This window comes from Robertmurraya sp. DFI.2.37, from assembly GCF_029211245.1.
Lineage (GTDB): Bacteria > Bacillota > Bacilli > Bacillales > Cytobacillaceae > Robertmurraya > Robertmurraya methanolica_A.
In genome coordinates, this window is sequence record NZ_JARGEJ010000006.1 from 34,384 (window position 1) to 57,926 (window position 23,543).

At 38.5% G+C, this 23,543-nt stretch carries 21 protein-coding genes and 1 pseudogene; 6 read left to right on the top strand and 16 right to left on the bottom strand.

The window, feature by feature from the left end:
- Positions 1–375: 375 nt before the first annotated feature.
- Both proC and namA read left to right on the top strand, forming a co-directional pair.
- On the top strand, positions 376–1,218 hold the full coding sequence (gene proC / locus PZE06_RS04935) for a pyrroline-5-carboxylate reductase (protein WP_150915049.1): 843 nt from the start codon (positions 376–378) through the stop codon (positions 1,216–1,218).
- Between the two features lie 304 nt (positions 1,219–1,522).
- On the top strand, positions 1,523–2,539 hold the full coding sequence (gene namA / locus PZE06_RS04940; protein ID WP_150915050.1) for an NADPH dehydrogenase NamA: 1,017 nt from the start codon (positions 1,523–1,525) through the stop codon (positions 2,537–2,539).
- 183 nt (positions 2,540–2,722) lie between these two features.
- Here namA and rnz read toward each other — a convergent pair whose 3' ends face one another.
- Positions 2,723–3,661 carry a ribonuclease Z gene (gene rnz / locus PZE06_RS04945; protein WP_150915051.1) on the bottom strand — a complete coding sequence of 313 codons (939 nt, stop codon included), beginning with the start codon at positions 3,659–3,661 and terminating at the stop codon, positions 2,723–2,725.
- Positions 3,662–4,041: 380 nt separating this feature from the next.
- Between rnz and zwf the strand changes: the two genes are divergently transcribed.
- Positions 4,042–5,514 (top strand): glucose-6-phosphate dehydrogenase, encoded by a 1,473-nt coding sequence (zwf, locus tag PZE06_RS04950; RefSeq protein ID WP_225310614.1) that lies wholly within the window; start codon positions 4,042–4,044, stop codon positions 5,512–5,514.
- Positions 5,515–5,893: 379 nt separating this feature from the next.
- On the opposite strand, the gene PZE06_RS04955 is transcribed toward zwf, so the two are convergent.
- The 9 genes and pseudogenes from PZE06_RS04955 to PZE06_RS04990 all read right to left on the bottom strand — a co-directional run.
- Entirely contained in the window at positions 5,894–6,811 is a 918-nt protein-coding gene (locus PZE06_RS04955; protein WP_150915053.1) for a hypothetical protein, read from the bottom strand.
- A 124-nt stretch (positions 6,812–6,935) separates the two neighbouring features.
- Positions 6,936–7,442, bottom strand: a complete 507-nt coding sequence (locus PZE06_RS04960; protein ID WP_191963160.1) for a signal peptidase I — start codon at positions 7,440–7,442, stop codon at positions 6,936–6,938.
- 375 nt (positions 7,443–7,817) lie between these two features.
- The gene (locus PZE06_RS04965) at positions 7,818–8,441 is read right to left on the bottom strand and encodes a DedA family protein (RefSeq protein ID WP_150915055.1); all 624 of its coding nucleotides are present in this window, start codon (positions 8,439–8,441) and stop codon (positions 7,818–7,820) included.
- Between the two features lie 460 nt (positions 8,442–8,901).
- Positions 8,902–10,311 carry an NADP-dependent phosphogluconate dehydrogenase gene (gene gndA, locus PZE06_RS04970; RefSeq protein WP_150915056.1) on the bottom strand — a complete coding sequence of 470 codons (1,410 nt, stop codon included), beginning with the start codon at positions 10,309–10,311 and terminating at the stop codon, positions 8,902–8,904.
- Positions 10,312–10,447: 136 nt separating this feature from the next.
- Complete coding sequence (locus PZE06_RS04975) at positions 10,448–11,722, bottom strand: DNA polymerase IV (RefSeq protein WP_150915057.1); 1,275 nt, start codon at positions 11,720–11,722, stop codon at positions 10,448–10,450.
- Positions 11,723–11,861: 139 nt separating this feature from the next.
- On the bottom strand, positions 11,862–13,730 hold the full coding sequence (abc-f, locus tag PZE06_RS04980) for a ribosomal protection-like ABC-F family protein (RefSeq protein ID WP_150915058.1): 1,869 nt from the start codon (positions 13,728–13,730) through the stop codon (positions 11,862–11,864).
- A gap of 424 nt (positions 13,731–14,154) precedes the next feature.
- Complete coding sequence (locus PZE06_RS29495) at positions 14,155–14,328, bottom strand: RAxF-45 family protein (RefSeq protein WP_483314054.1); 174 nt, start codon at positions 14,326–14,328, stop codon at positions 14,155–14,157.
- 25 nt (positions 14,329–14,353) lie between these two features.
- Positions 14,354–14,557: a 2-hydroxymuconate tautomerase family protein gene (locus tag PZE06_RS30060; protein WP_225310613.1), complete on the bottom strand. Its 204-nt coding sequence runs from the start codon at positions 14,555–14,557 to the stop codon at positions 14,354–14,356.
- Positions 14,558–14,581: 24 nt separating this feature from the next.
- Positions 14,582–15,763: pseudogene (locus PZE06_RS04990) on the bottom strand (YbfB/YjiJ family MFS transporter); the annotation flags it as partial.
- Between the two features lie 126 nt (positions 15,764–15,889).
- Here PZE06_RS04990 and PZE06_RS04995 point away from each other — a divergent pair.
- Entirely contained in the window at positions 15,890–16,777 is an 888-nt protein-coding gene (locus PZE06_RS04995; protein WP_150915060.1) for a LysR family transcriptional regulator, read from the top strand.
- Between the two features lie 25 nt (positions 16,778–16,802).
- Here the strand turns inward: PZE06_RS04995 and PZE06_RS05000 are convergent, their stop codons facing one another.
- The 4 genes from PZE06_RS05000 to mce form a co-directional block, all read right to left on the bottom strand.
- Positions 16,803–17,294: a chemotaxis protein CheW gene (locus PZE06_RS05000; protein WP_150915061.1), complete on the bottom strand. Its 492-nt coding sequence runs from the start codon at positions 17,292–17,294 to the stop codon at positions 16,803–16,805.
- Positions 17,295–17,411: 117 nt separating this feature from the next.
- Positions 17,412–18,533 (bottom strand): M20/M25/M40 family metallo-hydrolase, encoded by a 1,122-nt coding sequence (locus tag PZE06_RS05005; protein ID WP_150915062.1) that lies wholly within the window; start codon positions 18,531–18,533, stop codon positions 17,412–17,414.
- Between the two features lie 78 nt (positions 18,534–18,611).
- The gene (locus PZE06_RS05010; RefSeq protein WP_150915063.1) at positions 18,612–20,159 is read right to left on the bottom strand and encodes an acyl-CoA carboxylase subunit beta; all 1,548 of its coding nucleotides are present in this window, start codon (positions 20,157–20,159) and stop codon (positions 18,612–18,614) included.
- A 4-nt stretch (positions 20,160–20,163) separates the two neighbouring features.
- On the bottom strand, positions 20,164–20,577 hold the full coding sequence (gene mce / locus PZE06_RS05015) for a methylmalonyl-CoA epimerase (RefSeq protein ID WP_150915064.1): 414 nt from the start codon (positions 20,575–20,577) through the stop codon (positions 20,164–20,166).
- Positions 20,578–20,723: 146 nt separating this feature from the next.
- On the opposite strand from mce, the gene prli42 reads away from it, so the two are divergent.
- Together prli42 and PZE06_RS05025 are read left to right on the top strand one after the other, a co-directional pair.
- On the top strand, positions 20,724–20,819 hold the full coding sequence (gene prli42, locus PZE06_RS05020; RefSeq protein ID WP_150915065.1) for a stressosome-associated protein Prli42: 96 nt from the start codon (positions 20,724–20,726) through the stop codon (positions 20,817–20,819).
- 250 nt (positions 20,820–21,069) lie between these two features.
- Complete coding sequence (locus PZE06_RS05025) at positions 21,070–21,537, top strand: BsuPI-related putative proteinase inhibitor (protein WP_150915066.1); 468 nt, start codon at positions 21,070–21,072, stop codon at positions 21,535–21,537.
- A 410-nt stretch (positions 21,538–21,947) separates the two neighbouring features.
- Here the strand turns inward: PZE06_RS05025 and PZE06_RS05030 are convergent, their stop codons facing one another.
- Together PZE06_RS05030 and PZE06_RS05035 are read right to left on the bottom strand one after the other, a co-directional pair.
- Positions 21,948–22,943, bottom strand: coding sequence for an aromatic acid exporter family protein (locus tag PZE06_RS05030; RefSeq protein WP_150915067.1), 996 nt, complete (start codon positions 22,941–22,943; stop codon positions 21,948–21,950).
- Between the two features lie 92 nt (positions 22,944–23,035).
- Complete coding sequence (locus PZE06_RS05035) at positions 23,036–23,473, bottom strand: BrxA/BrxB family bacilliredoxin (RefSeq protein ID WP_150915068.1); 438 nt, start codon at positions 23,471–23,473, stop codon at positions 23,036–23,038.
- Positions 23,474–23,543: the final 70 nt, after the last annotated feature.

Consider the following 23,543-nt stretch of genomic DNA (forward strand, 5'->3'; position numbering starts at 1 on the left):
CTTCTAACTTGAAGTTGACGATTTATGAATATGTTTTGCCTTATACTATTTAAAATTTAATTTTTTTCTTTATCCCACTTGACAGACAAGCTCTTGATCTTGCATAATCTCTATTAATATTTATACAAAGCAATGACTAAGGACTAGTAAATGGGAAATGATGAAAGAGAGTGAAGCTCAGCGGCTGAAAGGCTTCACCATCCGCTTGACCATTGAACCTACCTCACGAGCTGTTAGCAAACCTAACCGTCTGCCGGCGTTAACGGATATGAGATCATCTAGTTTTAACCTAGATGAACAAAGGTGGTACCACGGGAGCAAACCCTTTCGTCCTTTATAGGATGAAAGGGTTTTTTTAGATAAGGAGAGGATAGCATGAAAAAAATCGCAATGATCGGAGCCGGTTCGATGGCTGAAGCTTTAATTTCCGGTATGGTTAAAAAACAATTTATGAGAGGTGAACAAATTTGGGTAACCAATCGTAGCAACCGAGAAAAGCTAAGTCTGCTCCATCAACAATACGGAATAAATCCAACATATGACTTCGAAGAAATGCTTCAAGATGCTGACGTCATTCTTTTAGCGATGAAGCCAAAGGATGTCGCTTTAGCAGTAAAGCAAATAAAGCCTTATTTAAATCATGAAACATTTCTCGTCTCGATGCTTGCAGGAGTCTCAATTAAAAGTATTGAAATGCTGACTGAACGGTCGGTTCCAATCGTTAGGGCAATGCCCAATACTTCTGCGGCGATCGGACAATCAGCCACTGCCCTTGCTGCCAATTCCATTGCGACAGAGGAACAAATTCATTTAATTAAAACAATGTTTGATACCGTTGGACTTACCGTTTATGTTGAAGAAAAACAGCTAGATGCAGTCACTGGACTATCGGGAAGCGGTCCAGCTTACATTTATTATCTAATTGAAGCAATGGAAAAAAGTGCAGTGGAAATCGGACTTAACGGAGAGTTAGCACAGAAGCTCATTGTGCAAACGTTAATTGGTGCAGCTGGAATGGTTTCAAGAACGACAAAGCCGCCAAAACAGCTCCGAAAAGAAGTAACGAGTCCTGGTGGTACTACTGAGGCAGGGTTAAAAATTTTAAAGGAACATCAAGTCCAGGAAGCTTTTATTCAATGTATTAAAGAAGCTACCTCCCAATCAAAAAGGCTCGGCCTTACATTAGCGGAAGAGCTTGAAAAAGAGCAGCGGACATAAGATAGTGAACTCGATTATCGGAAATACATTGGGATTGTTAACCACTATGCCTAGCCCATTAAATGAAAGTAGCTAAAGAGAAAACATAGATAGCAAAGCTCATTTTCTCCTAATTATTTCAGGACCTTTCAACATAAAGGAATGGCATGTGGAATCATGGTTTCACACAAAAATGAGCTAAAAAATCATACTGTTAAATAAAGCATATTTTTGAACTAGGCACACGATAATAAGCATATATTTTTTGAATTTTTCTTTCCATTGTTATACTTTTAGCATATCGAAACAAGAGGAGGCAATTCAATTGGATGCAAAGTTATTTTCTACTTATACGCTTAAAAATTTGACTTTAAAGAATCGCATCGTCATGGCCCCGATGTGCATGTATTCAAGTGAAAACGAAGATGGAAAAGTCGAGGATTTTCACATTACCCATTATGTCAGCCGAGCGGTTGGGCAAGTTGGGCTCATTATTCAAGAGGCAACCGCGGTAACACCTCAAGGACGCATCTCCTCAAAGGATCTTGGAATCTGGAGCGATGATCATATTGAGGGATTAGCTCGATTAACAAAACAAATGAAAAGCTATGGGAGCAAAACGGGAATTCAGCTTGCCCACGCTGGCCGCAAAGCAACCGTAGATGGTGAAATTTTAGCCCCGTCTGCTATTCCTTTTAACGAAACGATGAAAATGCCAAAGGAAATGACATTGGAAGACATTCATGAAGTAATTTCAGCCTTTAAAGAAGGTGCTTTAAGAGCTAAGAAGGCAGGCTTTGATGTCATTGAAATTCATGCTGCCCATGGATACTTAATTAATGAATTTTTGTCCCCTCTTACTAACAAGCGTACGGATGAATATGGTGGCACAACAGAGAAGCGCTACCGTTTCCTCCGGGAAACAATCGATGCCGTCAAAGAGGTTTGGGACGGTCCACTATTCGTTAGAATTTCAGCGTCTGATTACCATCCAGATGGGATGAAGCCAGAGGACTATATTCTCCTTTCAGAGTGGATGAAAGAACAAGGAGTCGACCTGATCGATGTTAGCTCTGGAGCGGTGGTCCCTGCAAAAATTCAGGCTTATCCAGGTTATCAAGTTCCTTTTGCAGAAACCATCAAACATGAAGCAAACATGCCAACAGGCGCTGTCGGTTTAATTACTACTGCAATTCAAGCGGAGGAAATATTGCAAAACAATCGAGCAGATCTCATTTTCCTTGCCCGCGAATTGCTGCGTGATCCTTACTTCCCTAAAAATGCGGCAAAAGAATTAGGGGCGGTAATCGAAACTCCTAAACAATATGATCGTGGATGGTAATACTCCGTTATCTTGTAAGCAGATCAATTAAATGATAATTGATCTGCTTTTTTATAGAGAACTTAAAAAAATAGTGACATTAGTTTCAACGTAAAAAGATTTTTACAAAAGTCTTTGTGATATAAATAGTCTTAATGTATTGTTAGTGATGCTCTCCCACGACTCATCTATAGAATTGTGAAATTACTGAGAAAGTGATTTCACCAGTGGGATCTCAATTTCTTTAAAATCATATGCAACTTCTGTCGTTGCGAAAACCTTTTTCGCTTCTCCCTCAAGCATTTTCCAATCATCGCGATCATACCTCGAGCTAATATGAGTTAAACATAATTTCTTAACATAGGCCGCTTTGGCGATCTGTGCCGCTTGCGTTGTAGTTGAATGAAAATATTCGTAGGCCAATCCTTCTTCACCAGCTGCAAACGTTGCCTCATGAATAAGCAAGTCAGCACCTTCTGCTAATTCCTTTGCTGCCCCACAAAACCTCGTGTCTCCTAATATGGTTACCACTCTTCCCTTTATATCGGGTCCTGTAAACTTTTTTCCATCCACAACGGTTCCATCTTTAAGGGTTACGCTCTCCCCATTTTTGACCTTTTTATAGACTGGCCCTGGCTCAATCCCAGCTTCCTTTAGTTTGTCAACTAATAAAACCCCTGGCCGATCCTTTTCTACAACTCGATAACCATAAGAAGCAATTCCGTGCTCCAGCAAACGTGCCTCGACAAGAAACTGTTCATCCTCAAACACGATTCCCTCGCTAACTTCAACAAAATGAAGTCGATACTTTAAATAGGTTTGACTGACAGAAAGATTTGTTTCCACAAAGGTTTGAATTCCCTTCGGTCCATAGATCGTCACGTCCAATTCCCCCCCTTGAAAGGAGCGACTTGCTAAAAAACCAGGAAGGCCGTAAATGTGATCACCGTGTAAATGGGTTATAAAGATTTTTTCAACCCTTCGTGGCTTTAGAGTTGTATGTAAAATTTGATGCTGCGTTGCTTCACCACAATCGAACAGCCAAACAGAGCCGCGTTCTTCAAGTAATTTCAAAGCAATTGACGTAACATTACGCAGTTTTGCAGGAACTCCAGCTCCCGTCCCTAGAAATAATACTTCCACAATAAAACTCCTTTCTTCCATTCCAGTTCATCTTTATTTATATTTAATCTCAAGTATTGATGGTTTGAATATGTTACAGAAATGCAAGCCATTTATCAGTAAACCTATAAGAACATTGGCAAACCATAATTCGTACTTACTATACCATATGTGCCATTTATGTTCATTTTGGATAGTTCCATCATAAATGACAAAAAATAGCGAAGAAATATGCTAAAATATTTGCGAATTGCGTCTGAACACTATAAAATTCATATTTGAGTCAAATTCGTAGAACTTCTTTCAAGTAAAGTCTAAACTAGAAGATATATAATTCATACATAAAGTGAGAAAAGAGGTCTAGTATCTTGAACCAGAATGATAATCAAACAGCACTCATCATGATATTTGGAGCAACTGGTGATTTAGCAAAACGCAAGCTATATCCCTCTCTATATAAATTGTTTGAAAAAGATAAGCTCTCTAAAAACTTTGCCGTTATCGGCGTAGCGAGACGCCCCTTAACAAACGATGAATTTCAACAGTCGATCAAGGAATCTGTTAAAACAGCGATTGAAAAAGAAGATCGAATTGATGAATTTGCATCCCATTTTTACTATCATTCCCATGATGTCACTGATTCGGCTTCCTATGCGGCTTTAAAAAATATGGCATCTGATCTCGATAACCATTATCAGCTAAATGGAAATCGTATCTTTTACTTGGCAATGGCGCCCGAGTTTTTTGGCTCTATCGCCCTACACCTAAAGTCAGATGGACTTACAGACGTACGCGGCTTTAAACGGCTTGTGATTGAAAAACCATTTGGTCATGATTTAGAATCAGCCAAAGAACTCAATGACCAAATTAGAACGGCTTTTTCTGAGGATGAGATTTATCGAATTGACCATTACCTGGGTAAAGAAATGGTGCAAAACATCGAGGTCATTCGTTTTGCAAATGCCATTTTCGAACCATTATGGAACAGTCGCTTCATCTCCAATATCCAAGTGACCTCAAGTGAAGTTCTTGGTGTTGAAGAAAGAGGTAGATATTACGAAAATAGTGGCGCTCTGAGAGATATGGTACAAAACCATCTGCTCCAGATGGTGGCCTTGCTTGCGATGGAACCACCAATTCGCTTAAATACAGAAGAGATTCGCTCAGAAAAGGTGAAAGTATTAAGAGCGCTGCGTCCTATCGAAGGTGAAGAAGTAAATAAATACTTCGTTAGAGGCCAATATGATGAGGGGACCATAAATGGAAAAACAGTGCCAAGCTACCGCCAAGAGCCAATGGTTGCAGAAAAATCAAACACAGAAACATTTGTTGCTGGAAAACTATTAATTGATAATTTCCGTTGGGCAGGTGTTCCATTTTATATCCGAACTGGAAAACGAATGGCTGCAAAGTCCACAAAAATCGTCATCCAATTTAAGGATGTTCCGATGAATCTTTATTATCAGACAGAGCAACCATTAAATCCAAATTTACTCGTTATACACATACAGCCTGAGGAAGGTGTAACCATTCATCTCAATGCTAAAAAGGCAGGTACAGGAATGGAGGCAACTCCGATTAAGCTAAATTATGCCAATAAAGGGATTGATGGAATTAACACGCCTGAAGCGTATGAAAAGTTATTATACGATTGCATGCGTGGCGATGCTACGAACTTCACCCATTGGGATGAGGTAGCCCTTTCGTGGAGCTTTACCGACAAAATATCAGACGTTTGGGAGAACCATATTGATGAAAGCTTTCCTAACTATGCATCAGGCACAATGGGACCAAAATGCTCAGATGAACTTTTAGAGAAAGACGGCTTCTTCTGGTGGCCCGTTACGAATTTAGAAGTGAGCGACAAGCAATAAAACTCATACCTTTTAAGAAAAAACAGCGATTGGGATCAATCGTTGTTTTTTCTTAATGCGATTTCGCCGCACCGGATGCTCATCTCTCTGTAAATTAAACATATTCATTTTAGGATCACTTCGAAATCTTTCATCTAATAAATTTTGAATTTGAAGGCGATATTACACCGGAGCACTCAAGATCGTTTATAAAATCGGAAAATCAAAATAGAAGGATCATATGCTTCTTTAAATACTAAAAAAGAACATGGGGATTACAGGTTAGCTTAATCCCCTAGTTTACGTCAAAAAAGAATCCTTGGTTTCTTAAACTCCCATATAAAAACGGTCATGATTTTAACCACTTTAATATTTTGCTAACACAATCGAGGAATCGCCGTTATTTATCTGATTTTTCAGTAAACCACTTGTATAATTCTTTTGATTGGATTGTCAGAAATGTGTTATTTGCCCTTTTTAAAGTAATCGTTCCATCTATCGATGTATCGACATTGTCCACCCTCCACACTTGACTTTCACTTGCATAGTACTCTTTTTCTGTATACAGACGATACCAGGTTGTACTTCCTTCAACATTTTCGACAATTTTGAAGTTGCCTACTTTCTCTTCAAAATCACCACTTCCATCCCCAACAGTCACTTGAATGACTTTAAACCCTTGTTCATCTTTATAAAAATTAACCTCTTTGTTCGACGTTGTTCTTGTACTGCCGTTCGGTGTTGCTTTAAAAGTAATTGCGTCAGTATAATATGGAGGTCCCGCTGGTTCCTCTATTGGATCAACTTGAGTAGCTACAACTTCCAATTTTATATTACCGGTCGCTCCTTGGAAATCAATATCATTATCGCTATGCGGCCAATCGACTAATACTCTATATTTCTCAATATCATTTTCAGGACGAAATGTTGTTGAGTAATCCACATCGACCCAGTTATTATTAATAAATCTTTGAAGGCTCAGCTTTACTGGGGAATTTTCCGCAAAAAGTGCACCGCTTCGTTCTAAGTGAACTTTGTATTCGACAGGCAAAGTAGTATTGTTTTTATTAATTTGGAAATTATATGCCTCTAATGTAGGCATTCCAGGATATAAATCCTCTCCTAAAGCAAACTGGCCATCACCGATGGTCTGGCCCTGACCATTGACCGCCTCTACATCAAACTTAGCTGCAACGGCGACATTATTGTCACTTGTAAAGCTTTTACTAAAGTAAGCGATTGTTCCAATTGTTGCAATCGTTAATAAAAGAACTCCTATTAAACTAATCCATAGCTTATTTTTTTTAAAAAAATTCATCCTCTCTTCTCCTCTCTCGTGTATTTTCAACAAACAAAAAGTACTTAATAACGAACGTTTTTTTTAAAAAATTTTTTACTGTTTTCTTCCCCTTCATTATGCCTTAGTTGATCACCCCCTAAAATTATTTTTGTGTAAGCTGCTCTTTTTTCCGAACAGCCAGTATTTTTCTAATGATCCTTGCGCTTATGGAAAAAGAGACTATAAGCGTTAAAAGAATAAGACCGAGCGGACCTTTTAAAGAGCTTAATAGTAAACCGAGTTTCGGAATCTTAAAAGCGACTGTGCCAGCTATTTGATCAAGTGAAACAAGGTCTTGATCAAATGAATTATTGGCATCCCCTTTTGTTTGAAAAAGACTTGTCCCATTATTGTCAACAAGATCGACAATACGATGCGTAACAAAGGTTCCATTATGATTCCGATATGTAACGACATCATTTATTTTTGGCATCTCAGTACTGTACGGATGAATAATAATCAAGTCTCCTTCGGATAATTTTGGTTCCATACTCCCAGTTAAAACCGTTAACAAGTGGTACCCTAAAATCGATGGTAATCCATCAGAACTTCTACTTGCGTGAATAACGTTAGAAAGTGAAATAAGCAGAATAACTACAAATCCAAGCAATACTAAATTTCCAGTTACCTTAAAAATTCTTTTAATCTTTAATCCCCCTTTCATGTACGCAAAATTTAATCACTGAAATAAGATACAAAATCGTTCTTTAATAAGAACGAATTATTTAAAGTATAATTCAGTTCTATCCATTAGACAAGACTATTTTGTTCGAAATAGTGAAAAAAAATTACTCGAACATTTAGCAATTAGTTGTCTATTCAACGATTTGAAATTGATTACCTCTTAAAATTTCAGATATAATCAATGTATGCTTAGTCCGTAAGCTAAGTAAGATTAAGAAATCTTTATAGCGTAACCAGATTTGAATGCCATGTTATGAAGATGTAAAATGTCAAAAATAGGTTAATAATTAAAGTTTTGCAACTACGTTTCTCCTTCATGAATATGAGGAGATTTTCTAAACCGATTACGCCATTTTAAAAGGAAAAAAATAACGATCACACAACATAATATGATTAAGATGAACTTAAAAAAATGTTCGACCCAATTAAAAACAACCTGCCATTGATTACCGAATATATAACCGATACCGATAAATATGGATACCCATAGGGCAGTTCCTGTATAGGCATATAGAGCAAAGGTTCGATACGGAATTTGAATAATACCCGCAAAATAGCTGTTAAGCTGGCGAATGCCGGGTAAGAAGAAACCAAAGAGAAGCATTTTGTTCCCATATTTTTCGTAAGCCATTTTTGTTTTCTGCAAATATTTGGGTTTCAAAAACAACCATTTACCGTATTTTTCGATCAGTGGCATCCCCAATTTTTCTCCGAGCCAGTAAGTAGTCGTAATTCCGAGCACAGATCCAGAATACGCTGCAGCTAGAGCTGGTAGAAGGTCGAGAACATTTTTATAGGATAAATATCCAGTATATGCGAGAGTCGAGTTTCCTGGAGGGATCGGAAGAGCAATTAATTCCATTGGTAGACCGATTAACAACACTAAATAACCATACTGTGCAAACAAACGTTCAATCATTTCCATAAACTCACCTCATTTCTCCCACTTTATTTATTGATTTCATAAAGAATGGACGAAATATTCTGGTCTATACCATTATTGTTCGTTAAGGATTAAACTTTATACAAAATGACAACGCACATAACAGAAGGATTTTGTCCATTTAGAAGTGAAATTCGGACTGTCTTTTTCGAAAAACTGAGGCATTTCGGGTTAAAAGTCCTCTCAAGCAACTCATCAATTTTTGGCAAGGTCGTTTTTCAAACACAGCTCTTGTAATAGAAAAGTGAAACATGATAAGGCCGGACAACAGGTTTCTTAAATCTCTATCTATCTTGGAATCAAAGTGCTTGCCTATCCGTCCAAAACATAACAGGTACTCACCAACAAATCCCATGAAAAAAGCAAGTGGAGAAAAACCATTCGTTTTTCTCCACTTGCTTTAGTTAAGAGGACGTTTCCAAAACCTTAGGAGGTTTTTTTATTAGTCCAACCATTCCGTATGGAAAATACCTTCCTTATCAACGCGCTGATAAGTGTGAGCACCGAAATAATCTCGTTGTGCTTGAAGTAAATTTGCCGGTAATGTTTCCGTTCTATAGCTGTCATAATACGATAGTGCTGCAGAGAAGCAAGGAACCGGAATTCCATTTTGAACGGCAACGGCGATAATCTCACGTAATGCGGACTGGTAATTTTCAACGATATCCTTAAAGTATGGGTCCAGAAGAAGGTTCTTTAAAGCGCCATCTCTGTCATAAGCATCCTTAATTTTTTGCAAGAATTGAGCACGGATAATACAGCCTCCACGGAAAATCATGGCAATATCTCCATATTGTAAATCCCAGTTATATTCTTCAGAGGCAGCTCTCATTTGAGCAAATCCTTGTGCATAGGAACAAATCTTACTCATATAAAGTGCCTTGCGGACAGACTCGATAAAGCTTGCACGGTCCCCTGAGAATGGCTTTACTTCAGGACCATTCAACACCTTGCTTGCAGCAACGCGCTCATCCTTCATCGCTGAAATGAAGCGGGCAAAAACTGACTCTGTAATAATCGGTAGGGGTACACCCAGATCAAGAGCACTTTGACTTGTCCATTTACCAGTTCCCTTCTGACCTGCTGTATCAAGGATGACATCGACCATCGGCTTACCTGTCTCCTCATCCTTTTTCTTGAAAATATCTGCTGTAATTTCAATTAAGTAGCTATCAAGTTCACCCTTATTCCAATCAGCAAATACTTCATGCAACTCATCCGCAGACAAACCTAGTACATGTTTTAATAAAAAGTAAGACTCGGAAATTAACTGCATATCCCCATATTCGATTCCATTATGAACCATTTTTACATAATGACCTGCACCATCTGGGCCAATATATGTGGTACAAGGCTCACCATTCACTTTCGCAGAAATATCTTTAAAAATAGGAGCGACTAATTCATAAGCTTCCTTTTGACCTCCTGGCATGATTGATGGCCCTTTTAGAGCCCCCTCTTCTCCACCTGAAACACCTGTACCAATGAAATGAATGCCAAGCTCACTTAATTCCTTATTACGTCTTTGGGTATCAACGAAGAAGGTATTTCCCCCATCGATTAAAATATCGCCTTTTTCTAAATGAGGCTTTAACTGTTCAATGGTCGCGTCTGTAGGAGCACCTGCTTTTACCATTAACATAATTTTACGTGGCTTTTCGAGCGACTGGACAAACTCTTCAATTGTATATGTACCGACAAAATTCCGGCCTTCCACTTCTTTTAACATTTCATCCGTTTTTTCTCGCGAACGATTGTAAACAGAAACCGAGTAGCCTCTGCTTTCAATATTCATCGCCAGGTTTTTTCCCATTACGGCAAGCCCAATTACACCAAATTGTTGTTTTGTCATCTGTGTTACTTCCCTTCTAACCTTTAAATACGATTGAATATATCGTGAATCCACTTTACTTTAGCAAGAATTGCGTAAAGATGCAAAAATATGAGTTTCCTATCAATAGTTTTTCAAAAAACAATGAAAAAATAAGCTAAGGAGAATCCTTTTTTCTCTTTTCAATTTGAAGAAAATCCTTATTAAAACTGGTCTCTGTACCGATTTGCCGTTTTTGCTCGTATGAAAGATTGCTTGCCTGCTCAATAATATGAGCACCGAATTTCTCCTTTAGCTTTGACACCGTGTCAATAAGCGGTTCCTTTTTTGCATCCTTTTCATACGTAAAAAGGTCAAGCTGCTTTACCGCATGGTCGTGCTCAACTAAATCTGTCCCAGTAATCCCGAGCAACCGCACAGGATCACCGGTCCAGTTGGCAACAAGCATCCCCTTTGCTAATTGTAAAATTTCTTCTTGAGTAGAAACAGGATTTAATAATTTCCTGCTCCTTGTTACCGTTTTACGATCTTTGTATCGAATTGTAATCCCCAATGTAGTTGCCAGCACTTTTTTACGTTTTAAGCGTACGGAAACCTTTTCAGCTAAACCATTTAAAACTTGAAAAAGCTCCTGTTGATTGGAAACATCCTTCGGCAAAGTGGTTGAATTTCCAATACTTTTAAAATCAGTTATGGCATCTGGATCGACTGGACGATTGTCGATCCCATTTGCCCTCTCCTTTAGCCGTATTCCATTTATCCCCAGCAACGCTTTAAGCTGGATCTCGTTTCCTTTTGCTAAATCCCCTATCGTGTGAATGCCAATCCCTTTTAATTTATCCGCTGTTTTCTTACCGACACCATGCATTTCACCTACTTCCAACGGCCAAAGAACAGTCGGAAGATCCCTTTTTCTTAATACAGTTATTCCTAATGGTTTCTTCATATCTGAAGCCATCTTCGCAAGAAACTTATTCGGTGCCACGCCAATGCTACACGGTAAATCAAGTTGCCGGATTAAGCGCTTTTGAATTTGTTCAGCAATCTCTAATGGAGAACCAAGCTCAAAGCTTTCAGTAATATCCACATATCCTTCATCAATCGATACAGGTTCAACAAGCTTTGAAAATTGGTTTAACAAGTCAAACATTCCCATAGAAGCGGCCCGATAACGTTCGAAATCAGGCCTTTTCACAATCAGCTGTGGACAAAGCTTTTTCGCTTCCCATAAAGGCATCGTCGTTTTCACTCCAAATTTCCTCGCTTCGTAGCTACAAGTAACGATTATGCCCCTTCTTTCCTCTGGGTTTCCTGCAATCGCCAACGGTTTTCCTTTTAATGAAGGATCATAAGCCATTTCCACAGATGCATAGAAGCTATTCATATCCACATGTAAGATGACGCGACCGTTTTTTGGATACATATCTTTCATACCGTTCACACTTCCAAAAGAAGAAATTCTTATAGTTCTATTTTATCATATGTTGGTTTGTTAAACGAATAATGCTCCCATATTGTGACAGAGCTTGTCAGGATTCAAAATGTTTTTTTAAAGAGATGCCATCTGTTTTTTAAAAGGCTTGACGATAAATTTCTTCCCACCGCTTTTCCAGTTCTACTTTCTCATTATAAATTTGTTGTAATTGCGCTAAATCCTGCGTTTCAATTAACAATTGTTCTAACTCTGAAATTCTTGATTCTATTTGTTCTAATTGTACTTCCCATTTTTCATCTAGAGAATTTTCTTCATTGCTCCCTCTTCTATTGCTATCATTTCTCTTTTTATTGCTCACCCTTTCATTTTTCCTAAAAAGGACTTCATCCATTTTCTTTTTCGCATAATGATAATTCCCATCAAAGCAGTAAATTTTCTGCGATTCGATCCAATACACTTTCTCAAAAAGCTTATTAAGAAAATAACGATCATGTGAAACAGCTAATATCGTCCCTTGGAAACGACTCAGGACTTCTTCCAGCACTTCGAGAGATTCAATATCCAAATGATTCGTCGGTTCATCTAAGATGAGCGTATTAACATTTAAATGCATAAGTTGAGCTAAACGAAGTCGCATTCTCTCTCCACCACTAAGTTGAGATATTTTTCTAAAAACCGTATGTCCAAAAAATAAAAATTGCGCTAAAATCCCCCTTGCTTCTCCCTCCGTCACTTTTATGACATTGCGAAAAACATCGATGAGCCTCTCATCTTTCACATCCGCAAAAACATGTTGAGATAGATAGCCTATTCTCACATTACTTCCTATTTTAATTTCACCTTGATCTGGAGTTAATTCCTGCAAAATTAATTTAATCAAAGTGGATTTCCCAGTTCCATTTCCTCCAACAATCGCTACACGTTGTTGATAAAATACATTAATATTCACTTGTTCAAACAGGACTTTTTCTCCGAATCGTTTAGAGACATTCCGGACGATAATAACATCCTTTCCACTGCGGTCCGCAGATACCATTTCTAAGTTCATTTTCTTTTGATTCATTACAGGACGTTCCAAGCTCTCCATTCTTTCCAAAGCTCTTTCCATATTTCTCGCACGTCTATGGAGCCCCTCATTGGGAGGATTAGCCCTGTTTGCCCAATCCCGCAAGCGTTTAATTGCTTCTTTCATTTTCTTTATTTTCTTTTGCTGCTCTTCATATACATGAAATTCTTTTAACAACCTCTCCTCTTTTTCTTTCATATAACCAGAATAATTTTTCACGTAGCTTACAATCTCTCCATCTTCTAAATCTAATATTTTGTTGACTACTTCATCTAAAAAGTGCCGATCATGTGAAACAACAAGCACAGTTCCTTGATAATCCTGTAAAAAATGGCTTAACCATTCGACTGCTGCAAGATCTAGATGATTCGTCGGTTCATCTAGCAACAAGAAATCTGGTGCTTTTAAGAGCACAAAAGCCAGCCCCACCTTTGTTTGTTCCCCACCACTAAGATTCACAAATGGTATATCTAATAGGTCAGTAATATTTAAGCCATTCACAATCTTATTAATAGAGGCCTCAATTTCATACCCACCTTTTCTCGTAAAATCATCTTGCAACTGACCATAGTCCGTTACTAATTTTTCAAGTTTATGAGCGGTTATTTCATTACTCATTTTTCTCGTCAATTCCTTCATCTTTTCATCCAATAATAACAGTTCAGAGAACGCTGTCTTTAATACTTCTGCCGCAGTTACTTTATTTCCAAACTCTTTTAGTTGTTGAAGAAAGCCTACTCGAGTTCCTTTTTTCCAATGGATTTGACCAGAATCCGCTGTTTCTTCACCGGATAAAATTTTCAATAAACTCGTCTTACCACTGCCATTTCGACCGACAAGACCTACCCTTTCTTTTTCCATAATTTCAAATGAACTATTTTCTAAAATAATATTGCCTCCATACATCTTTGTCATTTGATGAACACTGCAAGCAATCATCTCTATATTCCTCCCTTTTACCAATAAACATATTACAAAAGCGCGGGGCACTCACGGACCGAGCGGAAAGATAGCTCCTATTAATCCTTCTAAAAAGCTTTCCATGGTGCTCATGGTCATACAAGCGATAAAGCACCTGTTCAAAACCTGAATTGCGATAGCCACTCATGGTCGCTTATAAATCCCAATAGCAATGTTTGTTAGGTTTTGACTGCTTACGAAAGACTAACCACACTCATTAATGAATGACCGATAATAATAAAATTTATAGTTCCAAAAACACAAAAAAGCCATGGAAAACACATACTTCCCCATGGCTATGCACGTAAATTTAAAGACAAAAAAAGAGAGCATGAAAAGCTCCTCTTTTTTCCATCCTATCTATTGTGGGTTTAAAGATGTTTTCACTGTTTTCATTTACTATTTAGTTACCAAAAAAGGGCATAGCTATCCCGTTAGCAACTAAACTAGCAAATTTTGCACGGCAAAAATATAAGAATTCCGTCCAATATCCGTGCGTTAAAACAGCTTGATTCAACACCTTTCCCCACCTCCGTTTCATCATATTTCTATTATATTGTATTCCTCTTTCGTTCATCTTTCAAGTTTTCGTCGAATATGAATCATTGTCCTTTTTGCCTTCTCGCAGTTATTGTTTCTCCTGCAACACCCCAATTGTCAGTATCAACTTCATCTATTACAACAACTGTTGTGTTTGGATTTTTTCCTAACACATCAACAAGTAATTGAGTTGCTCCCTTAATTAACTCTGCTTTTTTAGCTGCTGTAACATTCTCATTTGTAATTTTAATATTCACATACGGCATTAAATCTCCTTCTTTCCTTTTGAATGTATTAATTTTTTCAATTTTCAGCCTTCTTTCATAGCGAATTCCGCTCACAAGGAAAATCGCTCCAATGAATACTGCGCCAGCTGCTCCCAATAAAACAGCAGCAACGTTTTGTGTAGACGATAATAAGATTCCTGCAATCGTTGGCCCAATCATTTGCCCTAGCGCGTATATCGCTGTTAAATAGCCAATAATCTGGCTGCTGTTTACTGGACTCATTTGCCGTACTAATGTTGTCGCTAATGTCGTAATCCCCATAAAAGTTGCACCAAATAATAATGCACTGAGCAATAAACTAAATTGACTCAACCATGAGGCAGGAAGTGCAATCCCAACTGATTGAACAATCATTGAAAAGACTAATGATTTAACGCTACCCCATTTTTGCGCGCAAGCAGCTAAGCACACACATGATGGGATTGCCCCTAAGCCTACAAACGTCCATACAATAATCGCATCAATGCTAAAGATTGAAGCATTCTCGGCTATTGCCACAATAAATGTACCCGTGACAATATAACCTAATCCTTCTAAACCATAAGCAATCATTAAATACGGAAGCCATTTAATAGGTGGTAGTTGTACGTTAACACATTGCTCTTCCTTTTTTATCATTGTACTAGGGGAATGTTCTTTTAGCCAAAGCCAGACAAAGATTGCAAGAATAGCACTAACGACTGCTAAACCAATCCAAACGCCCTCCCACATAAAGTATCTGTTCAAGTTCGGAATAAAAAGCGTTGAAAAAAAGATTCCAAAACCTACTCCAGCATAAAAGTATCCTGACCAATTTGTTTTACCAACAGCTGCTAGTTTATCTAAAACAATGCTTGACGCTAAAACAAAAATAAAGGCACTTGTTGCTCCGGAAATAAAACGAATAATAAGCATCACGATATATTGATGAGAAAACCCCATCAGACAGGTAGTGATGATGCTTAATATAAGGCTGCTTCTTAAAATAGAGGATCTTGTTTTCAAAGGAAGAACGCCTGTTAATATCGCTCCGACAAAGTATCCTGCATAATTGCTAGATGCAAGATAACCTGCCTTTGCATCGGTAAATATCAACGCTTCTTGCATAAGCGGTAAAATCGGAGTATAAGCAAATCTACCGATGCCTATAGCGATCATTAATGAAAAAATTCCCCCGAATAAAATTAAAAAAGGATTTTTATTCATTTTTCACCTCCAATCAAACTGAGTTTACATTTTTATCATATCTGTTTTTGGCTATATGATATAATACATAAAAATGATATATGGATATCACTTATATATATATCGAAATGAAAGAGGCGTTGAATCATGGATTTGCAGGCTTTAAGGTTTTTTCAAGCGGTCGCAAAATTAGGAAGCATATCACAGGCTGCTCGAGAAATGAACTACGCACAATCCAATCTCACAGCAAGAATTCAACAATTGGAAGCAGAGTTGCAAACAAAGTTATTTTACCGACATAACCGAGGAACCACTTTAACTGATAAAGGGAAAATACTACTCTCCTATACGGATAAAATATTTCATCTTTTAGATGAGGTTCAAAATGTGATCGCTGATGGACAAACTCCAAAAGGACCCTTATTGATTGGGTCAATGGAAACGACCGCCGCCATTCGTTTACCAAAGCTACTGTCAGCATTCCATCAGCAATATCCTGCTGTTGATCTAACTTTAAAAACTGGGCCTACCGCGCAACATGTTCAAGATGTTCTCAACTACACATTGGATGGAGCTTTTATTGCGGGACCTATTCAGCACCCTGATCTCGATTATGAAAGGGTTATAGAAGAAGAATTGGTGCTTATAACAGATAAATTGCATCATCCATTAACTTCAATAAAGGATATTGAAAATCGTACGATTTTAGTGTTTCGTAAAGGCTGCTCCTATCGGGCAAGATTTGAAGAATGGTTGAAGCACGAAGGAATAATTCCAGAGAAAATAATGGAGATGGGAACACTTGATGGCATCATTGGCTGTGTCTCAGCAGGTCTTGGGATAAGCTTACTTCCCAGAAGTGTAGTTGCCAATCATATTCAAAACAATCAACTTAGTCAGCATACCATTCCAACTAGTTATGCAAAAGTCAAAACAATTTTTATTTATCGTAAAAATAAATACATTTCGACTTCATTAAAAACTTTTATAGAAATGTTGAAAAATGGAAAAAATCGCTCAATTGCTAGACTATAAAAAAAAGCTGATTCCAAAAGTCAAATCAATGACTTTTGGAATCAGCTTCCTGCAACTGGCTTTCCATATATTCTTGAATCTCTTTTATCCCCTCTAGTGTTTTCACCATGACTGTTGGAGAAATAATTGTAATAAGGCGACTATCAAGATTCGCTACTCCCGTAAAATAACTTGTTTTTTGATAAGCTACCAGTCCCACCTGTTTAATGACTTCAGATGGAATATCCAATATTTCTTTTGCTTCTTTGACGAGAACGCCTAAGGAAATTTCATCTGTCCGCAACACAATGACTCGAACTGAATCGCTTGCTTCCATTGCACGGTCATACAAAATGGTCTCCGTATCAATTGTCGGAATTAGCTCTCCGCGAACTTTCATAATGCCTTTCACATAAGCTGGTAAATGAGGTATTGGCGTAATCCCTTCTAATTTTTCAATGGACAACACACTTTCAATCGGGATCGCATATTCTTCATCTCCCACTGTAAAAACGACAAATTTACTTGAATCTTGCATGAACATCCCTCCTGACTTTTCTACTTCTATAGTACTCACCGAATAGGCGGCTTGTCTATGCTAACTTTTGTACAAATGGAAATAAGAGAACCTTTCATCCGGTTCTCTTAGAATGAACTATGCCTTGCTCACTTCTTCAATAATGGCAATGACCATTTCAGCAAGCTTATTTAGCTCTTCGATCGGCATCCGTTCATTTTTCGTATGTATCTCCTCATAACCAACAGCTAGGTTGACAGTTGGAATTCCAAATCCAGCGATAACATTAGCATCGCTCCCCCCACCACTTTTCAACAGTTCAGAGCTTCTGCCAATTTTAGCCGCTGCTATACGCGCTACTTCGACAACATGGTCACCTTCTCCATATTTAAAGCCCGGATACATGATCTCGACTTCCACCTCGGCGCCACCGCCCATTTCAGCTGCCACTGATTCAAATGCAGCTTTCATCTTTTGAACCTGGGCTTCCATTTTTTCAGGAACAAGAGAACGAGCTTCGGCGAGGATTTCAACGCGATCACAAACGATATTCGTTGGACCTTCCCCTTTAAAATAACCAATATTGGCCGTTGTTTCTTCATCGATTCTTCCTAACGGCATTTTAGCAATCGCCTTTGCCGCCATTGTAATCGCGGAAATTCCTTTTTCCGGTGCAACACCTGCATGGGCTGTTTTCCCTAAAATGGTCGCTTTCACTTTCGCTTGAGTAGGTGCAGCAACAACAATATTTCCTACTTTTCCATCACTGTCGAGAGCATAGCCAAATTTAGCAGTTACCAAGGATGAATCAAGAACCTTAGCACCAACTAAGCCAGATTCCTCCCCAACGGTAATAATAAATTGAATCGTTCCATGAGCTATGTTTTGCTCTTTTAAGACACGGATGACTTCAAGCATAACAGCTAAACCAGTTTTATCATCAGCACCAAGAATCGTTGTGCCATCAGTGACAACATAACCATCTTTAATGGTTGGCTTAACACCCTTTGCTGGAATAACGGTATCCATATGAGATGTAAAATAAATCGTATCCACACCATCTTTAGTTCCGGGAAGTGTGCAAACTAAGTTTCCTGCACCATGTCCTGTTAATTCCGTTGTATCATCCTCAAAAACCTCGACACCTAGAGCAGAAAATTTTTCCTTTAACACTTTGGCAATTTCCGCTTCGTATTTCGTTTCTGAATCGATTTGGACAAGTTCTAAAAATTCATTTAGCAATCTTTCTTCATTTATCATTGATGTAACCCCTTCCGCTATATCTTCCTATTTCAGTATATCTGTTTCAGTCAAGAATCGGCAAATTTTTCTTTGTTGCTAAAGAGGAATATTTCCATGCTTTTTATGCGGACGTGATTCCTTTTTATTTCGCAGCATCTCTAGAGACTGAATGATTTTGATCCTTGTCTCTCGCGGATCAATGACATCATCAACCATGCCCATGCCTGCAGCCACATAAGGATTAGCAAACTTTTCTCGATATTCCTCAATTTTTTTCGCCCGTGTTTGTTCTGGATTTTCGCTATTTTGAATTTCTTTTGCAAAAATAATATTCGCTGCCCCCTGTGGTCCCATAACAGCAATTTCTGCATTAGGCCAAGCAAAAACAAGATCAGCACCAATGGATTTACTATTTAATGCAACATAAGCCCCACCATACGCCTTTCTTAAAATAACCGTAAGCTTCGGTACAGTTGCTTCTGAATAAGCATAAAGAATTTTTGCTCCATGACGGATGATGCCACCATGCTCCTGCTTAACACCTGGGAAAAATCCCGTTACATCCTCAAAGGTAATCAGCGGAATATTGAAGCTGTCACAAAAACGTATAAAACGCGCAGCCTTGTCGGAGGAATCAATATCAAGTCCACCTGCCATCACCTTTGGTTGATTACAAACTAAACCAACCACTTCCCCTTTTATCCGCGCTAATCCTACGACAATATTTCTAGCAAAGTCTTTGTGAACCTCAAGGAATGAATCTTTGTCTACTACCTCATCAATGATAACCCTTACATCATATGGCCTAATCGCATCAAACGGAATCACGTCGGTTAAGTTCGGACGATAGTCATCTTCAGGGGCAACCGTTAGCATCGGTGGCTTTTCCTCACTATTTTGTGGTAAATAACTTAATAATAACCTTACACTTTTAATAATTTCTTCTTCGGAATCACTTCGAAAATGAGCGTTTCCACTAATCGAATTATGAACCCTTGCTCCACCTAAATCTTCAGCACTAATTTTCTCACCTGTCACCGTCTCAATAACCTTTGGACCTGTTATGAACATTTGACTCGTTTTTTCAACCATAAACACAAAATCTGTTATGGCAGGAGAATAGACTGCCCCTCCCGCACACGGTCCCATTATGACTGAAATTTGTGGTATCACCCCTGAATAAATTGAATTTCGATAAAAGATTTTGCCATATCCATCTAGCGAAACAACCCCTTCTTGAATTCTTGCCCCGCCAGAATCATTTAATCCGATGAAGGGAGCTCCGTTTTTTGCGGCCAGATCCATCACGTTGGCAATTTTATTAGCGTGCATCTCCCCTAACGCACCACCAAACACTGTGAAATCCTGGGAAAACAAATAGACAGAACGTCCATTGACTTTGCCATAGCCTGTCACAACCCCATCGCCTGGGCCCTTTTGATGCTCTAATCCAAAATCCCGTGAACGATGCTCGATAAAGGGGTTTAATTCAACAAAGCTCCCTTTATCCACAAGCAAATCAATGCGTTCTCTAGCTGTTAATTTCCCTTTTTCATGTTGTTTTTCGATGCGTTCATCTCCACCGCCAAGTTCAACTTCTCTTCTCTTATCGTAAAGTTCGTTTATTTTTTCATAGATGTCCATTTTGCTACTCTCCCTTTTCCGTTTTTTCACATAACTCCCATAACACCTTACCTGTTGATTTCGGATGCATAAATGCTACAAGTGCCCCTCCTGCACCTATTTTCGCTTTATCCTGGAGCATTTGAATCCCTTTTCTCTTCATTTCATCAATCCTTGCTTGAATAGAATCAACCCCTAATGCCACATGGTGAATCCCCTCGCCCCTTTTCTCAATATGCTTTGCAATTGCACTTTCTGGACTTGTGGGTTCAAGTAATTCTATCTTCGTCCCGCCTATTTTTATAAACGCCACTTTTACCTTTTCGCTTTCTACTTCTTCAATCCCCTGAATCTCTAGCCCAAGCACTTCTGTATAAAATGGCAATGACTCCGAAATTGATTTAACGGCAATTCCGATATGATCTACTTTTTCAATCATTCTTCTCCCCCCACCTGAGCAAAGCTCAATATAGTTAAAATATTCGCTAAAATATGCCGATTTCCTTCCTAAAATTGAGCGGTTGTTCATTTCTGCAATACCTAGTAAAATAGAAAACAGGATGTATAGATTGGGAGGGAAAGATAATGAAAAATAAAAAGGCTAGAAAAGTAATTGTTTACTTAATGATATTTGCTATGCTCGCATCAACTCTTCTCCTTGGACTTTCCATGTTTATATAAACAATTTCGGAAAATGTAAGCAGCTGTAAAATGGTTCCAGACTTTTCTCCATTCTCACCAGCGGACAAGCTGGAATCATTGGCGCTTTTTTCGCAATATTTATCGAAGGAGCGAAGTTTTATAACCGCTTCTTACAGTGGACATATAAACAATTATAAAGAGTAGGAATCCCTACTCTTTTTTCGTGTAACCTTTTATCAGAAATGAAGTCTAATTAAATGAAGACAATTTAAAAAAAGTGGTGATTCCAATGATCATTTCTCTAAGGAAAACAGCCGTCGTGATTACTGCATTTCTTTTTGCATCCTTAGTAGGCTGTGGAACGACAGACAACTCAAAAAATGAGAACAGTAACGGAGGAGGATCCGGGGAAGAAATGAATATCTCTATCAACAAGATCACTGATTTACAATACCAACTCTCCATTCAAAACAATCAGGAAAAAGAAGAAAAGATAACATTCCCTTCTTCACAGGATTTTGATTATTTTATCAAAGACAATGATGGCACTATCGTTTATACGTATTCAGCAGATAAAATGTTTGCCGCTACAGTAGAAGAAGAAGTATTGGCACCTGGAGAAAAGCTTGAATATGAACTCGATCTTTCTGAAGCTCTTTCCTATATCGAGCCTGGAGATTATGTTTTAGAAGCATGGATTACGGCGACGGAAATTGATGAAAATAAGGTGGAGACTGACTTCAGTTATGAGGGCTAAAAAAGTGCCAGAACATTTAGCAATCGTGCTAACCCCAAAAGATAAATTTTACGGAAACTTTTGGGGACGTTTCATATTTCGACACTCTCCTATTGTTTACTTTCGATAGCTGTTCACGTTTTGCACCCAAGCCCTATGTTCGTTTACAGGTGTTGACACTATCTTTTCACGGAAGTGCCCATTCGGCTTTCTACAAAATATTCACCATATTGTAGATGAAACAAGTTTTGGCTCATTTCGTGTGAAGCCTTAGTTTCACACGCCATTCAGTCATACTGAAAGGTCTTCTGATTCCATAGATGTGAGAAACAAGTTTTCTCTATCGCTTCATGAAATCGAAGAGAAAATGAGCCAAAGATCAACACCGAGATATAACAAAGCGATTGTTTAAAGAGCACGCTCCAAAAAAACTACTGTAATTCCACACTGCCTTTTCGATACTTCTTCTTTTCTCTCTTCAAATACTTGAAGGAGTTTTTCAGCATCAAATATTGTTCCATTTCCTTCGTTAGCTGCAAGAGGGCAGCGCGGACTTCAAATTCTTCACGTGTTTGCGGCAGCTCCATACTTTGAAATTCCTCTCTCATCTCCAACAGATTTTCCAGAAAATTCTTTGGTACTTCACCAGGACTTATATGCTCAGCCAGCTCCTCCAAAAAGTCTCCGATCATTTGGCCTTGCACCACTGTAACAGGTAATGAAGCAACTATAGGCAAAATTCTCTCGATAATCTCGAACTGCTTTTCACGCATTTTAAAATAATGATAGTACAAATTGTCATTGCGACGAAAATGATTCTCTACATCTTGGAAAGCCATTGTTTTTGCTTCATCAATTAACCTTGCTGTACGGGTAAGTTCACTTCCGTCCCAGCTGCTGTCACTTGTTCTTAAATAGTGGACAATTTCCAGCATAATTTTCCGAAAATTATCTTCAAGCTCTGCCTGATATTGAATCAATTTTTTCCCTGCACTCGGCATATAGAGATTCATTATTAACGCCATTCCGACACCGATAATCACAATGCCTAATTCATGGAGAAGAAGTTCGAAGGTGACATTTCCAGCCATGTAAATATGCAGTATGATGACGCTACTTGAAACAATTCCTTCCTGAGCCTTACACATAACCGCCGTTGGGATGAAAAATAATAGCATGAATCCAATCGTAATCGGGTGGTATGTGATGCCCTCAAAAAAGAGCGTTGAAAATAACATGGCCATGAGACACGCAAGAACTCTATCCCATGAAGCTTTAACGGACTTTACCTTTGTCGGTTTAATGCAAAGAATGGTTAATATCCCTGCAGATGCGAAATTATTGAGGCCTATTGTTTGTGCCAGCAAAATTGATAATGTTGTTCCTAGAGCGGTCTTGATTGTTCGATATCCTATCCGAAATTTCATCATTGTCCCCATGTACCTTCCATATTTCAAATTTATCCTAAGAATCAGCACATCTTATTGTATCAAAAAAACCTCGGAAAAAAACCGAGGTCTTAAACTTCTTCACAATATTGTTCAAATGCATCCTGTAATTTTTGGACAACCTCCATCGGACCATGGCCTTCAATATCGTGACGCTCTATCATCGTGACAAGCTCCCCATCTTTTAATAAAGCAAATGATGGAGAGGATGGCGGATAGCCAGTAAAGTAAGAGCGAGCTTTTTCCGTCGCCTCCTTGTCTTGGCCAGCAAATACGGTTACTAATTGATCGGGTCTTTTATCGTAATGAAGGGAGTGCATAGCAGCTGGGCGAGCAATCCCACCGGCACAACCACAAACTGAATTCACCATCACTAATGTTGTCCCTTTTTGCTGTAACGCTGCCTCCACTTCTTCTGGTGTTGTCAGCTCTTTATATCCTGCAGCGACAATTTCTTGCCGAGCTTGGCGAACTACGTCGTTCATGAATAAATTAAAATCCATGTTCATCTATATCGCTCCCTTTTATCTATTTTTCTTTTTCATCATACCAATACCAGTGCAATGTTTACAACCATTC

What these genes read in the sequence shown, in the direction of transcription:
- proC (WP_150915049.1), top strand. Translation starts at nt 376, where the DNA reads ATGAAAAAAATCGCAATGATCGGAGCCGGTTCGATGGCTGAAGCTTTA.
- zwf (WP_225310614.1), top strand. Translation starts at nt 4,042, where the DNA reads ATGATATTTGGAGCAACTGGTGATTTAGCAAAACGCAAGCTATATCCC.
- PZE06_RS04955 (WP_150915053.1), bottom strand. Translation starts at nt 6,811, where the DNA reads ATGAATTTTTTTAAAAAAAATAAGCTATGGATTAGTTTAATAGGAGTT.
- PZE06_RS04965 (WP_150915055.1), bottom strand. Translation starts at nt 8,441, where the DNA reads ATGGAAATGATTGAACGTTTGTTTGCACAGTATGGTTATTTAGTGTTG.
- gndA (WP_150915056.1), bottom strand. Translation starts at nt 10,311, where the DNA reads ATGACAAAACAACAATTTGGTGTAATTGGGCTTGCCGTAATGGGAAAA.
- PZE06_RS04975 (WP_150915057.1), bottom strand. Translation starts at nt 11,722, where the DNA reads ATGAAAGATATGTATCCAAAAAACGGTCGCGTCATCTTACATGTGGAT.
- abc-f (WP_150915058.1), bottom strand. Translation starts at nt 13,730, where the DNA reads ATGATTGCTTGCAGTGTTCATCAAATGACAAAGATGTATGGAGGCAAT.
- PZE06_RS29495 (WP_483314054.1), bottom strand. Translation starts at nt 14,328, where the DNA reads ATGAACGAAAGAGGAATACAATATAATAGAAATATGATGAAACGGAGG.
- PZE06_RS30060 (WP_225310613.1), bottom strand. Translation starts at nt 14,557, where the DNA reads ATGCCGTATGTGAATATTAAAATTACAAATGAGAATGTTACAGCAGCT.
- PZE06_RS04995 (WP_150915060.1), top strand. Translation starts at nt 15,890, where the DNA reads ATGGATTTGCAGGCTTTAAGGTTTTTTCAAGCGGTCGCAAAATTAGGA.
- PZE06_RS05000 (WP_150915061.1), bottom strand. Translation starts at nt 17,294, where the DNA reads ATGCAAGATTCAAGTAAATTTGTCGTTTTTACAGTGGGAGATGAAGAA.
- PZE06_RS05005 (WP_150915062.1), bottom strand. Translation starts at nt 18,533, where the DNA reads ATGATAAATGAAGAAAGATTGCTAAATGAATTTTTAGAACTTGTCCAA.
- PZE06_RS05010 (WP_150915063.1), bottom strand. Translation starts at nt 20,159, where the DNA reads ATGGACATCTATGAAAAAATAAACGAACTTTACGATAAGAGAAGAGAA.
- mce (WP_150915064.1), bottom strand. Translation starts at nt 20,577, where the DNA reads ATGATTGAAAAAGTAGATCATATCGGAATTGCCGTTAAATCAATTTCG.
- prli42 (WP_150915065.1), top strand. Translation starts at nt 20,724, where the DNA reads ATGAAAAATAAAAAGGCTAGAAAAGTAATTGTTTACTTAATGATATTT.
- PZE06_RS05025 (WP_150915066.1), top strand. Translation starts at nt 21,070, where the DNA reads ATGATCATTTCTCTAAGGAAAACAGCCGTCGTGATTACTGCATTTCTT.
- PZE06_RS05030 (WP_150915067.1), bottom strand. Translation starts at nt 22,943, where the DNA reads ATGAAATTTCGGATAGGATATCGAACAATCAAGACCGCTCTAGGAACA.
- PZE06_RS05035 (WP_150915068.1), bottom strand. Translation starts at nt 23,473, where the DNA reads ATGAACATGGATTTTAATTTATTCATGAACGACGTAGTTCGCCAAGCT.